At 63.1% G+C, this 12,476-nt stretch carries 13 protein-coding genes; 2 read left to right on the top strand and 11 right to left on the bottom strand.

Features of this window, described 5'->3' with window-relative positions; all coding sequences use genetic code 11:
- Positions 1 to 3: 3 nt before the first annotated feature.
- Entirely contained in the window at positions 4 to 1,623 is a 1,620-nt protein-coding gene (locus QTH91_RS16965; RefSeq protein WP_286661271.1) for an OPT/YSL family transporter, read from the bottom strand.
- A gap of 198 nt (positions 1,624 to 1,821) precedes the next feature.
- Here QTH91_RS16965 and QTH91_RS16960 point away from each other — a divergent pair, with 198 nt between their 5' ends.
- Positions 1,822 to 2,619, top strand: a complete 798-nt coding sequence (locus QTH91_RS16960) for an IclR family transcriptional regulator (RefSeq protein ID WP_286661270.1) — start codon at positions 1,822 to 1,824, stop codon at positions 2,617 to 2,619.
- Between the two features lie 18 nt (positions 2,620 to 2,637).
- Here QTH91_RS16960 and QTH91_RS16955 read toward each other — a convergent pair whose 3' ends face one another.
- From QTH91_RS16955 to QTH91_RS16930, 6 genes are all read right to left on the bottom strand, one after another.
- The gene (locus QTH91_RS16955; RefSeq protein ID WP_286661269.1) at positions 2,638 to 3,330 is read right to left on the bottom strand and encodes an AroM family protein; all 693 of its coding nucleotides are present in this window, start codon (positions 3,328 to 3,330) and stop codon (positions 2,638 to 2,640) included.
- A gap of 134 nt (positions 3,331 to 3,464) precedes the next feature.
- The gene (locus QTH91_RS16950) at positions 3,465 to 4,997 is read right to left on the bottom strand and encodes a nucleobase:cation symporter-2 family protein (protein ID WP_286661608.1); all 1,533 of its coding nucleotides are present in this window, start codon (positions 4,995 to 4,997) and stop codon (positions 3,465 to 3,467) included.
- Between the two features lie 74 nt (positions 4,998 to 5,071).
- Positions 5,072 to 5,914, bottom strand: coding sequence for an alpha/beta fold hydrolase (locus QTH91_RS16945; RefSeq protein WP_286661268.1), 843 nt, complete (start codon positions 5,912 to 5,914; stop codon positions 5,072 to 5,074).
- Entirely contained in the window at positions 5,911 to 6,969 is a 1,059-nt protein-coding gene (locus tag QTH91_RS16940) for an aromatic ring-hydroxylating dioxygenase subunit alpha (protein ID WP_286661267.1), read from the bottom strand. The genes QTH91_RS16945 and QTH91_RS16940 overlap by 4 nt, the downstream gene beginning before the upstream one ends.
- A gap of 23 nt (positions 6,970 to 6,992) precedes the next feature.
- Positions 6,993 to 7,748: an SDR family NAD(P)-dependent oxidoreductase gene (locus QTH91_RS16935; protein WP_286661266.1), complete on the bottom strand. Its 756-nt coding sequence runs from the start codon at positions 7,746 to 7,748 to the stop codon at positions 6,993 to 6,995.
- Between the two features lie 66 nt (positions 7,749 to 7,814).
- On the bottom strand, positions 7,815 to 8,804 hold the full coding sequence (locus QTH91_RS16930; protein ID WP_286661265.1) for a PDR/VanB family oxidoreductase: 990 nt from the start codon (positions 8,802 to 8,804) through the stop codon (positions 7,815 to 7,817).
- Positions 8,805 to 8,931: 127 nt separating this feature from the next.
- Here QTH91_RS16930 and QTH91_RS16925 point away from each other — a divergent pair, with 127 nt between their 5' ends.
- Positions 8,932 to 9,858, top strand: coding sequence for a LysR family transcriptional regulator (locus tag QTH91_RS16925; RefSeq protein WP_286661264.1), 927 nt, complete (start codon positions 8,932 to 8,934; stop codon positions 9,856 to 9,858).
- Between the two features lie 10 nt (positions 9,859 to 9,868).
- On the opposite strand, the gene QTH91_RS16920 is transcribed toward QTH91_RS16925, so the two are convergent.
- The 4 genes from QTH91_RS16920 to QTH91_RS16910 are packed head-to-tail and all read right to left on the bottom strand — an operon-like array spanning position 9,869 to position 12,321.
- On the bottom strand, positions 9,869 to 10,120 hold the full coding sequence (locus tag QTH91_RS16920; RefSeq protein ID WP_286661263.1) for a type 2 periplasmic-binding domain-containing protein: 252 nt from the start codon (positions 10,118 to 10,120) through the stop codon (positions 9,869 to 9,871).
- On the bottom strand, positions 10,039 to 10,284 hold the full coding sequence (locus QTH91_RS23080; RefSeq protein WP_368389470.1) for a helix-turn-helix domain-containing protein: 246 nt from the start codon (positions 10,282 to 10,284) through the stop codon (positions 10,039 to 10,041). Before QTH91_RS23080 ends, QTH91_RS16920 begins: the two co-directional genes overlap by 82 nt.
- Positions 10,271 to 11,248 carry an isopenicillin N synthase family dioxygenase gene (locus tag QTH91_RS16915; protein WP_286661262.1) on the bottom strand — a complete coding sequence of 326 codons (978 nt, stop codon included), beginning with the start codon at positions 11,246 to 11,248 and terminating at the stop codon, positions 10,271 to 10,273. The genes QTH91_RS23080 and QTH91_RS16915 overlap by 14 nt, the downstream gene beginning before the upstream one ends.
- A gap of 50 nt (positions 11,249 to 11,298) precedes the next feature.
- Positions 11,299 to 12,321 carry a porin gene (locus tag QTH91_RS16910; protein WP_286661261.1) on the bottom strand — a complete coding sequence of 341 codons (1,023 nt, stop codon included), beginning with the start codon at positions 12,319 to 12,321 and terminating at the stop codon, positions 11,299 to 11,301.
- Between the last annotated feature and the right edge of the window lie 155 nt (positions 12,322 to 12,476).

Below are 12,476 nucleotides of genomic sequence, written 5' to 3'. Positions count from 1 at the left end.
GATTTACTTGCGCAATGCCTTGAATGCGCCAGAGAAGAAGGAATAGAGCGCGTCGCCAGCGATCACGCCGCCGGCAAACACCTCCATGCGCTCGCGAACGGCGGGGCCGCCAATGCGTTGCACCACCAGCCGGCAGGCAATGCCCACCGCCACCATCCAGCCCGCGGCAGGGAAGTTGATGAGCAGGCCGGTGGCGAACAGAACGCCGAGTTGCTGGCGCGAACCGCCCAGCAGTTGCAGCAGCGCGCCGGGGATGGCCCACAGTGCCAGGCTGTGTGCGGTCTCCATCGAGATGCCTGCCTTGATGGCCGCCACGTAGGCGGCGTTGATGGGCGCCGTCATCTTGTTGGCGAAGAAGATGTGATAGGTCGCCAGCACCACCACGATGGCGACGACGAATCCGATCATTCCGGCGATCAACTGCTGGCGGCGGCCTTCCATTTCGAAAGCCGGGTCGGCGCCTTCGCCACGCAGCAGGTGGCCGGCCTTCAGGTCGTAGCCCATGTCGGCAAACGCCGGGCCGGTGGCCGCCGAGAAGCCCGCCAGCACCACCAGCGCCTCGGGCGGGAAGCCGATCAGGATACCCACCAGCAGCGTGATCAACGCCACCGCGAACGCGGGGAACCAGCCCGAGTGCATGGCCGCGATGCCAACGATCAGTTCATGGACGAAGGCGGCGAAGGTGCCGTAGACGACGAAGGCGACAAGCATGCCGAACGACATGCCCGTGTAGATGCCGGTGCCCACTGTGAGCAGCAGCGTAATGGCCAGGTACCCCACGGTGCCCAGGCGCAGCGAACGGCCCAAGCGGGCAGCACCGTTGCTGTCGGTGGCCGACGCAGCGCCTTGCGCTTCGCTGCCGCGCTTGATCACCACGCGCCCAACCTGCACCAGCGCCACCAGGCCAGCGCCGATCATCATGCCGTGCGGGATGTAGAGCTTGGCGATGTCCAGGCCGAACAGCGGCATCGTGTAGCCGCGCAGCAGCAGGCCGATGCCGAACGCGGTCATGGCTCCGAGGCCACCGATGAGTGCCACACCGAACGCCGACATGGGCAGTGCGAACACCGCACCCGCCACGCCGGTGGCGAGGCCGCCGAGCAGCAGCCTGGCCTGCTTGCCGCCCGTGTCGCCAGCCTTGATGGCTTCGGCAGCGGCAATGCCCAGCGGCCACGGATTCCTGGCCGGGAAGGCAGGCGTGTCGAACATGCGATAGAGCAGCCAGGCGTCCAGCAGCATGGCCAGCGAGACGCCCACCAACATGGGCAGGACCATGTCCGGCAGACCAAATAGGAAGGGGATGCCGATGGGGAGGAAGAGGCTGTTGGCCGCACCGAAGGTGGCCGACGAGATGCTGGTCTGCGCCAGGTTCTGCGAGTGAACCGAGCGGAAGCCCTTGAACATGGCCAGCGGAATGCGCGCCAGGGACATGGCGGCCAGTGCGCCGATGAGCGAAGTGCTTGGCGTGATGCCAAGGCTGGCCAGGAGCTGAATGCCCACGATGGCGCCGAACACGCTCAACACCACCGTCAGGATGAAGTTGCCTGGGGCGAGCGCGCGCGGATGGCTGCCGGCCGGATCGGGAGAGGCCGGAATTTCTCCGGCAGTGGCATCGCGGGTCATGGTCTGTCTCCTGTGGATGTCTTGCTTTGCCGCATTAGGATCTTGCGCGAGTTCTAAAATATAGAACCAAGTGCGATATTATGGTATTCAACGAGGGGGCGTTGTCAAGCCCAGACGGCGGAACGGCGCTTGCCGGCCCGCCAGGCAAGCCGAGTGCAAGAGGGGGCGGTTTATGATCGAAAAGGAGATTCAGGAACGATGAGCACACTCGCCAACGCCATGGACGTGCTGAAGCTGATGGCGCGGCTGCGGCGCGACATCACCGTGACGGACGTGGCCACCGAACTCGGCTTGCCCAAGAGTTCGGTATCCCGCACGCTGAGCATGATGGCCGAGTACGGCTTTCTCGATCGCGACCCGGTCACGCGCGCGTACCGCCCCGGCGGTCTGATCATGGAGGCCTCTTACCACTTCCGCGCATCGCGAAATGCGTCGTCCCTGCTGGAAGACGAATTGGACGTGCTGGTCCGCGATACGGGCTACACCGGCTACATCAACGTGCTGGACGGTGCCGACTCGATGGTGGTGCAGATGCGCACCGGCACCGGTGGCGCGCTTCAGGTGTACACGCCGGTCGGCACGCGAGCGCCTGCGTATTCCACCTCGATGGGCCGCGCGATCCTTGCGCGGCTGACCGACGACGAGGTGAACCAACTGATCGGCAGCCGCCTGGACGTGCGCCGCGGCGACATTCCTCGAACCCGGAAAGACTTGCTGGAGCGACTGGCGACCATCCGCACCCAGGGCTGGGCGCTGTCGCGCGGCGAGTTCGTGCCTAACGTCGCTGGCATCTCCGCCGCGGTTGTCGACGCCGGCAGCCGCAAGGTCTACGGCATCGGCATCGGCCTGCCCGCGCAAGACCTGACCGAGGATCTCATTCGTCGATTCGGCCGCCGCGTGCGCGATGCCGCCATGACGGTGGGCAAGCGTATTGGCGATGCCTATTGGCTGGACTTCGCAGCCGAAGCGGAGCCCGCTTCGTCGAAGCGGGCATGAGCCCACATTGACCGGCGCCTAGAGGAAGGCGCCGAGCGCGCCGCCCAGGACGCTGCCGGACACGAGCACGGGCAGGTTGCAGCCGGCATCGCGAAGCGCCTGCTTGTGCTGCGGCGAATAACCCATGCAATCGAGCACCAGTGCATGTGCGCCCTGAGCCTGCAGCGTCTTCGCTGCATCGACCAGCGGTTGGGCGGTGCTTGCGTACGGAGAGCCCGCTGCAAACAGCGGCTGCTTGTCCAGAATGCGCCACTTGTCCCGCGCCTCGTGCTCCTGGCCCGGCATCGGCACGATCACGCCGGCTTGCACGTCGCGCAGCAAGCTTGCGACTGTGCCGCAGACCACGGCATCGGGCTCGACCAGCCAGGCGCGGCGCGTCCGCAGCCCGGGAAATTCTCCCGTGCACAGCAGCACCACCACATCGACGCCATCGTCTTCCAAGCGATCGATGCAGTGCTGCAGTTCCCTGCCGATGGCGTCGGCGCAAAGCGTGACGATGCTGCCATCGGCGAGCCGGCTGATCAGTTGTGCCCGGCCGGTGGTGGGGGCGAAGTTTGCCTCGACCCCTATGCGGTCGAGGCCGTCCAGTACACCGGCATGCCGAACCTCGATATGCGCCGGCAGACCTTGCTCGATGGCATCCGAGAGATCGTGTCGGGGAGCCTGGCCAATGGTGAGAAAGGCGAGCTGGCGTGGAGGAGGTGCAAGCATGGTTCAAATATCACGAACTCAGTTCGATAATACTGAACTCGCTTTGGATATTCAACCGTTGTCACCTCGCGTCAGCGCTTGGCTCGGTCTTTCTGGCCGCAACTCGGCGTCGCTCCGAGCGCTTGCCGGAAGCATCAATGCGAGTCTGCCTGCTTTGCTGCGTTGATCGAACCAGCCATGTCGCCCTTGCTCCCGTTGAAATACAGGTTGAGCGCCAAGGCGGTGACCGCGGACAGCAAGATCCCCGAGTCGATCAGCAAGTGCATGCTCTTGGGCGTCCATTGATGGAAGTTGGGCGCGATCAATGGAATCATGCCCATGCCAACTGCGATTGCCACGATGAAGAGATTGTTGCGACTGCCCCTGAAGTCGACCGTCGACAGCATTCGCACTCCAGTTGCAACCACCATGCCGAACATCACGAGCCCGGCGCCACCGAGCACAAAGGTCGGAACCGATTCCACCGCGGCTGCCATCTTGGGCAGGAAGCTCAGGACAATCAGGATCGCACCGCCCATGACGCACACGAATCGGCTGCGGATGCCCGTGACGGCAATGAGCCCGATGTTCTGGCTGAAACTGGTGTACGGGAAGGTATTGAAGACGCCCCCGATGATGGTGCCAAGGGCATCCGTGCGCAGGCCATTCGCCATGGTCCTGCGGTCGACCGGGGTGTCGCAGATCTCGCCCAGCGCGTAGAACAGGCCGACCGACTCGACCATGATCACGATCATCACCAGCGTGAAGGTGAGGATCAGTACCGGGTCGAAGATGGGCGTGCCGAAAGCGAAGGGCAACACGACATCGAACATGGGCGCCTTGGCCACCCGGTCGAAGTTCATCATGCCGAAAGCGGTGGCCACCGCGCCGCCGATGATCAGCCCCAGCAAGACCGCGATGTTGCCAAGGAACCCCTTGGCAAATTTGGCGAAGAGCAGGATTGACACCATTACCAGTGCCGAGATGCCGATGCCGCCCAAGCTTGCGTAGGAGGGGTTGGGCACGCTGGCGCCGAGGCTGAGCCCCTTCGGCGGTGCCGGCACACCATGGCCACCGGCCTGCGCCAAGGCAGACACATCCTGCAGCCATTTGGCGTGCTCAGGGTTGACGAGCTTCGGCGCCGTCGGGCCAAAGGGGTTGCCAAAGATCCAGTTGATTCCGATACGCATCAGGTTGATGCCGACCACCAGAATGATGGTGCCGGTGACCACCGGCGGAAAAAAGCGCAGAAGGCGGCTGATCACCGGGACCAGGAACATCGCGATGATGCCGGCGCCAATGATCGATCCGAACAGCAACTGCGCTCCCGTATGCCCCGGGTACGCGTGTGCTATGCCCAGCATTGGCCCGACCGACACGAAGCTCACGCCCATCATGGTCGGCAGGCGAAGCCCGAACCATTGCGTGACGCCCATCGACTGGATGATGCTGACGACGCCGCAGCAAAACAGATCGGCCGAGATCAGCAACGCCACGTGCTCCGGCGTCAGGTTGAGCGCGCGACCGATGATCAGCGGGACAGCGACGGCCCCCGCGTACATGACGAGCACGTGCTGCAAGCCCAGGACCGTCAACTTGCCGGTCGGAAGGCGTTCATTCACTGAGTGTGCCCTCGATGTCGACCCAGAGCGAACCGGAGTCGCAGGCGTCAGACGATCAGCCTGCATGGACGTGTCATTCATCGTTGTCTCCTCGGCCATTGTTGAATTGGCACTGTCGTGGTTGGTGGGGCCGCTTTTTGCTACTTTGATCCGGATAGCGGGGCGTCGAAGAAGCGCACCAGCTGTTGCGCCAGGACGTCTGGCGCTTCGAGTGGAATCAGATGGCCGCTGTCGGCCACGATCTCGAACTGCGCGCCGGGCACGCTGGCGGCCATGTCTTGCATGACCTCCGTGCGTACGAAACTGCGCCCGCCGTTGACCAGTACCAGTGGCATGCGCAGGCTGCGCAGTTCGCTCCAGCGGTCATCACGCCTGAAGGGCCAGCGCCGGAAGAAGAACGGATCGTGCTTGCGAACCCAACCCCCGGCCTGCGCCGGCCGCACCGATTGCCGTGCGAACAGTTCGAGCAGGTCTGAAGGTGCGTGCGGATTGGCTTTGCGCTCCCACGCCATGGCTTCTTCGATCGAGGCGAAAGTCTCCGGTCGGGGGGCTACCGCATCCTGGTCAACCGAGAACGAGGCTTCGACATCGACGATGGCCATGCGATCGACGCGCTCCGGATGGCGGGCGGCAAAGCCGATGCCGATCAGCGCACCCCAGGACAGGCCCGCGATCGAGAACCGCTCTAGAGACAGCGAATTCGACAGCGCTTGCAGATCCGCGATGTGGTCTTCGCTGTCGTAGCGTGCTTCGGCGGACCACTGGCTGTCGCCGTGTCCGCGCAGATCGTAGGCAATGACGCGGCGGTTCGCCGCCAGCCGGGCAGCGACGTCGTGCCACAGCCAGGCGTGGCCGGTGACCCCATGCAACAGGACCAGCGGCGGCATGTCACTGGTGTCTTTGCCGAACTCCAGTGCATGCAGCAGTACACCTGCAGCCGGAATGAAATGGTGTCGCACCGGTCCGGTGACAGCGTGCTTCATTGGGCCGCCGCCGCGACAATCTCGGCCAGCCATTTTCTGTATTCGATGGTCACGACGTCGGCATGCCGCACCGGGATCTCACGCTCGCCGGCGGGTGCGCCGGTAAGGTGGAACCAAAGCGGTCGCTGCGATTCGATGATGGGCTTGTCCTGGGCCAGCACCTCGTCCTCGAAGTCCATGAAGAACTTGTCCCAGGTTGGCTCGGTGCCGAAATCCCGTGCCTGCCACCAGAAGCTCCGCGTCGTGTGTTCGTCGATCGGGCAGGCGGCCATGAACAGCACGTAGCGCTTGCCGTTCGGGAACGTGCGCTTGAGATGCACGGTGTGCGGCATGGTCACGTGGTACTCGTTGACCGGCTCGATCCACTCCTCCGTGATGCCCAGCAGTTGCTTCTTCAGTCCGACACCGGGTTCCTTGATGCCGCTTCGATCGAACCGCAGCACATTGTTCTCACGCCAGACCTTGACCGGCTCGACGCGTGGATTGTCCCGGCTGCCGATAGAGCCATCGTGCACGAACGAGAAGTGAGCAAAGTCGACGAAGTTCTCGAGCCGTCGTGGCGAACTGGTGTGCCAGTCATAGGGTCGACCCTGCAGTACCCGGTAGTCGCGATCGTTGAGTTCGGCAAACTCCGGTGCGGCCATGCTGGGCTCTTCCAGTGCCACCCAGACGATGCCGGCCTGCTCGACGGCGTGGTACGTTGGCAAGGCCGCGCGGATTGCATCATTCAGTTCCTCGCGTGCCGGCACCCGCTTGCACTGGCCTTCGCCGTCGAAGCGCCAGCCGTGATAGGGGCACTCGATCGTGCCGTCGACGACCCGTCCCAGCGCCAGATTGGTGCCCTTGTGCGGGCAGCGCGAATGCATGGCCCGCAACTCTCCATTCAGCCGGGCCAGGACGATCTGCTCGCCGAGCAAGGTCACGCCAACGGGATCGTCCAGCACGTCCGACGCATAGGCGACGGGATGCCAGAACTTTCGCAGCGCCGAGTACAGGGCCGGTGTGGCGCTATCGTGCCGGTGAATCGGGATGCTGTTGCTGGGAAGTGCGCTCATGGTCCGGATCCTCGCTATGGCGTTCAGTTGAAGTAGGCACCGCCGTTGACCAGCAGGCTTTGTCCGGTGACGAAGTCCGAGCCTGGTCCGACCAGGAACACCGCAGCACCCACCATGTCGCTGGGCAACTGGGTGCGCTTCAGGCAGCGCTGTGCGACGGTCTTCTCGTCCGCCGCAGACCCTTGCTTGGCGATGATGTCCGGATCGGGGATGAGGTCAGGGCACAGGCTGTTGACGCAGATTCCATCGTCGCCAACCTCGCGTGCCATGGCGCGGGACAAGCCGAGGACGGCGGCCTTCGACGAGACGTAGTGAAGGAAATTCGGCACGCCCTTGTACGGCGTGTTGGACGAGATGTTGACGATCTTGCCGCCACCACCTTCGCGCATGAACGGAACGACCGCCTTGCAGCACTGCCAGACGCCTCGAACATTGATGGCGTAGCAAAGATCCCATTCTTCGGCGGGAATGTCCATGAACGAACCGAAGGTGCAGCCCTTGAAGAAGCCGGCGTTGTTGATCAGTCCGTCGATGCGGCCGAAGCGCTCGAACGCTGTGCGTGCCATGGCTTGCGTCGATGCGTCATCAGCCACATCGACGACGACCGAGATGGCCTTGCGACCCATCGCCTCGATCTCGCCGACGAGGTCGGGCAGGGGGACGCGGTCGGCAAGCACCAAGTTGGCTTCCTCGCGGGCGAGGCCAATGGCAAAGGCACGGCCAATGTTGCCGCCGGCGCCGGTCAGGATGATGGTGCGACCATTCAGAAGTTGGGACATGTCAGTTCGATGCAGAGATGAAAGATTGAAGACGCAGGCCGTTCGTTGGCGATGTGTCTCCGACGACTAGATATCGAGGGTGAGAGACGCACCCTGGCAACGTGAGACGCAGACCATCATGGTGTTGTTGGCAGCACGTTCCGCGGGGCTGAGCACGCAGTCGCGATGCTCTGGCGTGCCTTCGAGCACCGCCGTTTCACAGGAGCCGCAGACGCCCTCCCGACAGGAGTTGAGTACCGTCACACCGTTGTTCAGCAAGGTACCGAGGATCGACACGTCGGGTGTGACTTCCAGTTCGCGCCCGGAGCGTGCCAGGCGCACGACGAAGCCCTTCGCGGGGTTGGCCGCGTCAGCCGGTGCTGCTGGCAAAGGCGTGCCGCCGAAGTATTCGAGGTGAACACGGGCGGGCTCGACCGATTCGCAGGCTCGAACAAATGCATCCATCAGCGGAACCGGCCCGCAGCAATAGAGATGCGCGCCGGGGTGACGCGCAACCACCGCGTTCGGGTCGAGCGATGCCACGCCGGATTCATCGTCGAACACCGTCTGAAGCGCGGCATCGGGCTTGCCTCTGACCAGGTGGCGCAGATCGTCGAGGAATGCGGCGCGGTTGCGCGAGCGGGCGCTGTAATACAGCGTGAAGCGGCGATCGAGTTCGATCAGACGCCTGGCCATGGCGTACAGCGGCGTGATCCCGATGCCGCCCGCGACGAGCACGGTTTCCGTTGCGCGTTCTTCCAACTCGAAGTGATTGCGCGGCGCGCTGATCTGCAGCCGATCGCCGACGCGGACCCCTTCGTGCATGTGGCGCGAACCACCCCGGCTCTTCAGGTCTTGGTTCACACCGATGATGTAGCGCCGGTCGTCGCCCGTGTTGATGAGCGAGTACTGACGGATCAAACCAGCAGGCAGATGAACGTCGATATGGTCACCGGCCCGCGCGACCGGAAGCTTGATGTTCTCGTGCGGCCACAACTCGAAAGACCGGATCCCCTCGGCTTCGAGGCGGATTCCGCGTACGTAGACGGAGATCAGATTCGGGTTGAGGTCGCTCATGTCAGGCGAAAGGAAGTGGGGTCGGATGGCAGTGAGCGATTGAACTCCCGTCCGATCGATATGACAATCAGCAAATTACGATCGATTAACCTGATAAGCGTCTAAATGCGGTGCGCCGGGAAGTCCTATGAACATCACCTTGAGGCAATTGCGCGCTTTTGTGGCTGTCGCCGAAGTCGGGCAGTTCACGCTGGCAGCGAGTCGAATTCACATCAGCCAGTCGGCGCTCAGCGCCCTGGTCAAGGAGCTTGAAGGCGAGCTGGGCGTTCGCCTTTTCGATCGACACACTCGAAGCGTGCGGCTGACCACGTCCGGGGTAGATTTTCTGGACCGAGCCCGAAGGGTTCTGCAAGAACTGGATCAGGCCCTTCACGTCACCCGCGAGGTGGCGACATTCAATCGCGGACGTGTTTCCGTTGCCTGTGCCACTGTGCTTTCGACCACGCTGGTGGTTCCGTTCATGAAGGTGTTCAACACCAAGCATCCGGGCGTGCGGCTGGAACTCATCGACGTTGCCGAGCAGGGCATCCAGCGTGCGGTGCTCGACGGCATTGCGGATTTCGGCATCGGCACGCAGATTCAGACAGACCCGGAGATCGTCGCCACCTTGCTCTTTCGCGACGTTTATCGGGCCGTGCTGCCCGCTGGCCACGCCATGGCCGGCAAGCGTGCCGTACCTTGGCGATTGCTGGAGGACGAGCCCTGGATTGCGTTGTCGCCTCTGAGCCCGATACGCCGCGAGATCGACGCCCACATCAAGATACTCGGGATCAATCCCAAAGTGGCCTACGAGGTATCTTTCCCGAGCACCGTGTTCGCGATGATCAGACAGCGAATGGGTGTATCGGTGTTGCCGGCCAATGCACAGCAGATGCCGGAAGTCCAGGGCCTGACATTCAGACCGCTCACCCCGCCCGTCCCCAAGCGTCTGGTCGTGACCTTTCGCCAGAAGCTGAGGGGCCTGTCACCGGCAGCCCAACTGTTTCACGACATGCTGCTGGCATGGGGCAAGGAAAATCTTGCGACGCTCGCCCCGTCGTCGGTGCCAGGATAGCGGGCTCGGATCACTCTGCCTTCACGTTGCCTCTGGCGACCACCTCGGCGAACTTGGCATGCTCGCTCTTGATGAACCGAGAGAACTCTTCGGGGCCCGCGCCGATGGGCGTGACGCCAGCTTCCTCTGCAATCACCGAAGGCGGTGTTCCCTTCGGTGCGAAGATCCCCTGCCACACGGTCACATCCGCCTTCTTCCACACAGGCACGCCTTGGCCGAGTGGTAACGCCTCGGGCATGGCGGGGGAGGCCTTCTCGTCCATGACGCCGTGGCGCGCTCGGTCGGCACCATCTGATTGCCTACCCGTACAAGCAGTTCATCACCGCTCAACGTGCGCAGCACAGACATGTGCCGGCTCATTGCGGATTGAGCGATTCCCAGCTTGGCCGCTGCTTGCGAGGCACAACCGAGCTCAGGCCTTCCCATCGCCATAGGTCCGCCGGTAGCATTCCGAAAGATGCTCGGCCACGGTGATCGATGGCCAACGAGGCGCTTCGCCTTCGCCAAGGCATGTGGGCAGGCAAGACACTTCGTAGTCCGGGGCGCCAGTGAGGAAGAACGGCACCGAATAGCGCTCGCGACCGGAGATGTTGACCACCCGATGCATGGTCGAGTGGTAGCGACCATTGGTCCAGCGCTGGATCAGATCGCCGATGTTCACCACGAAGGTTCCGGGCACCGGCGGCGCATCGATCCAGCCATTCGACTCGGCGTCCCACACCTGCAGGCCACCGACATGGTCCTGCAACAGGATGGTCAGGCTTCCGAAGTCGGTGTGTTCGCCGCAGCCCTTCTCTCCGGGCTGTGGATTTGGTGGCTGGGGCGGGTAGTGCAACGGTCGCAGCGTCAGCATTGCCCCTTCAAGGAAGCTGTCGAAGTGGCGCTCCGGAAGATCCAGCGACAGTGCCAAGGCACGCATCAGCGTCGTCCCCAGTCGAGTCGCCTGCGCAATGTAGCGATTCATCGTCTCTTGAAAGCCGGGCAGGTCGGCCGGCCATTGGTTCGGGCCGTGATTGAACTTTCCGGCGATGACCCGAGGATCGTCAGCGGGCAGATCGACGCCGATGTAGTACCCCTCTTTCAGGTCAGGCGGCGAGCCTGCTTGCAGGGTCTGGTTGCGCATGGGCTCGTAGCCGCGGTGGCAGTTCGACTTTGCCTTGTCGAGCAGCATCTTGTCGTCAGTCTGCTGACTGAAGAAGCGGACGGACTGGCCAAACACTTCGTCGATGAGTGCCGGTTCGATGCCGTGGCCCCGGATGTAGAAGAATCCGCGGTTCTCGCAGGCGTCGCGCAGTTGCGTGGCGATCGCCTGCCGAGCATCAAGATCGTCGCCAAAGAGGGCGCTGACATCGATCACGGGAAGCGATTCAGGGATGTTCTGGGCTGTCATGGAAAGCTCCGGTAATTCGATTCGCAATGAAGATGCACGGATGAGATCGATCAGAACGAGTGACGCATTCCGACTGCGTAGTTGTTCCCTGCAGACAGGCCTTCGATCTTGTCGCTCATCACCACGGCGTAGACATCGGTCCGCTTCGACAGCAGGTAGCTGTAGCCCAGGCTGATGGTGTCGCGCGTCGGCCCGACATCAGGATTGATCGTTCCGTAGGAAAGCATCGCGCGACTGCTGGCAAACGTGACGCTGAGTCCTGCTTCCGTGAGGTTGTAGTCCCGCGTGGTGGTTTCGTTCTGCACGCGTCCGTGCTGGCCGAACAGCTTGACCTTCTCGAATGCGTACGACGCGCCAAGCTGCCAGGTCGTGCTGTCGTCGACCGTGGCACCTTTCGCAACCTTCTGGTAGACGGCCGTCGCGGCGAACGGGCCAGCCCCATAGATCACGTTCCCGCCGACGTTGTTGCCTCCGTTGCTTTCTCCGGGGGCCACCATCACGGATGCCGTAAAGCCGGCGAACTTGGGCGTGGCGTACTGGACGGCGTCATTCCAGACCGAGTCGCCAGTGACGGTGCCGCTGGTGAAGTAGTGGCGGATGCTCGGTGAAAAGCCGAACGAACTGCCGAAGGAGTTGAAGAGCAACGTCGAATTGAACAGGGCGGTGGCTTGGCGGCCCACGGTCACGCGGCCAAAGCCGCTGTTGAGTCCGACGTAGGAGGCGCGCGAGAAGAAGACGTCGCCCACGAAGCGACCGATGCCCCCCGTATCGGCCAGGAAGAATGACTCGAGGGCGAAGATGGCGGAGACGCCGCCTCCCAGGTCTTCGGTGCCAGCAAAGCCGAAGTAGCTGGTCGTCATCTTTCCGCTCTCCGTTCCGTAGATGGGACGAGCACCAGGAGCTTGGAAGCGACCGATCGACATGTCGACCAAGCCGTACATGCGCACACTTGAAGCCGACTGTGCGTTGGCCAGTGGGCTGAACGAAGCCAAGGCAATGGCACTCGTCAGCGCCAAGGCGCTCAAGGTGCCAGATGGACGGAAGAGCGCAGGCGAAACTCTATGAAACTTCATGGCGATAGCCTTCTGAGGCGTGGGGGTTGGAATATTTGTTGGCCGACCGCGGCTCAGGAACTGACGTGAGTTCTCCCTGCCGCGGGGAAGCAGCATCTGCAATGCGTGTCGGGGAAGAACGGGGCGCGGGTGCCCCGTCAGAGGGCTAGCGCGAG

The organism is Variovorax dokdonensis, from assembly GCF_030316895.1.
Taxonomy (GTDB): domain Bacteria; phylum Pseudomonadota; class Gammaproteobacteria; order Burkholderiales; family Burkholderiaceae_C; genus Variovorax; species Variovorax dokdonensis.
This window is presented reverse-complemented; position numbering and strand designations above follow the sequence as displayed.

What these genes read in the sequence shown, in the direction of transcription:
- QTH91_RS16965 (WP_286661271.1), bottom strand. Translation starts at nt 1,623, where the DNA reads ATGACCCGCGATGCCACTGCCGGAGAAATTCCGGCCTCTCCCGATCCG.
- QTH91_RS16960 (WP_286661270.1), top strand. Translation starts at nt 1,822, where the DNA reads ATGAGCACACTCGCCAACGCCATGGACGTGCTGAAGCTGATGGCGCGG.
- QTH91_RS16955 (WP_286661269.1), bottom strand. Translation starts at nt 3,330, where the DNA reads ATGCTTGCACCTCCTCCACGCCAGCTCGCCTTTCTCACCATTGGCCAG.
- QTH91_RS16950 (WP_286661608.1), bottom strand. Translation starts at nt 4,997, where the DNA reads ATGCAGGCTGATCGTCTGACGCCTGCGACTCCGGTTCGCTCTGGGTCG.
- QTH91_RS16945 (WP_286661268.1), bottom strand. Translation starts at nt 5,914, where the DNA reads ATGAAGCACGCTGTCACCGGACCGGTGCGACACCATTTCATTCCGGCT.
- QTH91_RS16940 (WP_286661267.1), bottom strand. Translation starts at nt 6,969, where the DNA reads ATGAGCGCACTTCCCAGCAACAGCATCCCGATTCACCGGCACGATAGC.
- QTH91_RS16935 (WP_286661266.1), bottom strand. Translation starts at nt 7,748, where the DNA reads ATGTCCCAACTTCTGAATGGTCGCACCATCATCCTGACCGGCGCCGGC.
- QTH91_RS16930 (WP_286661265.1), bottom strand. Translation starts at nt 8,804, where the DNA reads ATGAGCGACCTCAACCCGAATCTGATCTCCGTCTACGTACGCGGAATC.
- QTH91_RS16925 (WP_286661264.1), top strand. Translation starts at nt 8,932, where the DNA reads ATGAACATCACCTTGAGGCAATTGCGCGCTTTTGTGGCTGTCGCCGAA.
- QTH91_RS16920 (WP_286661263.1), bottom strand. Translation starts at nt 10,120, where the DNA reads ATGGACGAGAAGGCCTCCCCCGCCATGCCCGAGGCGTTACCACTCGGC.
- QTH91_RS23080 (WP_368389470.1), bottom strand. Translation starts at nt 10,284, where the DNA reads ATGGGAAGGCCTGAGCTCGGTTGTGCCTCGCAAGCAGCGGCCAAGCTG.
- QTH91_RS16915 (WP_286661262.1), bottom strand. Translation starts at nt 11,248, where the DNA reads ATGACAGCCCAGAACATCCCTGAATCGCTTCCCGTGATCGATGTCAGC.
- QTH91_RS16910 (WP_286661261.1), bottom strand. Translation starts at nt 12,321, where the DNA reads ATGAAGTTTCATAGAGTTTCGCCTGCGCTCTTCCGTCCATCTGGCACC.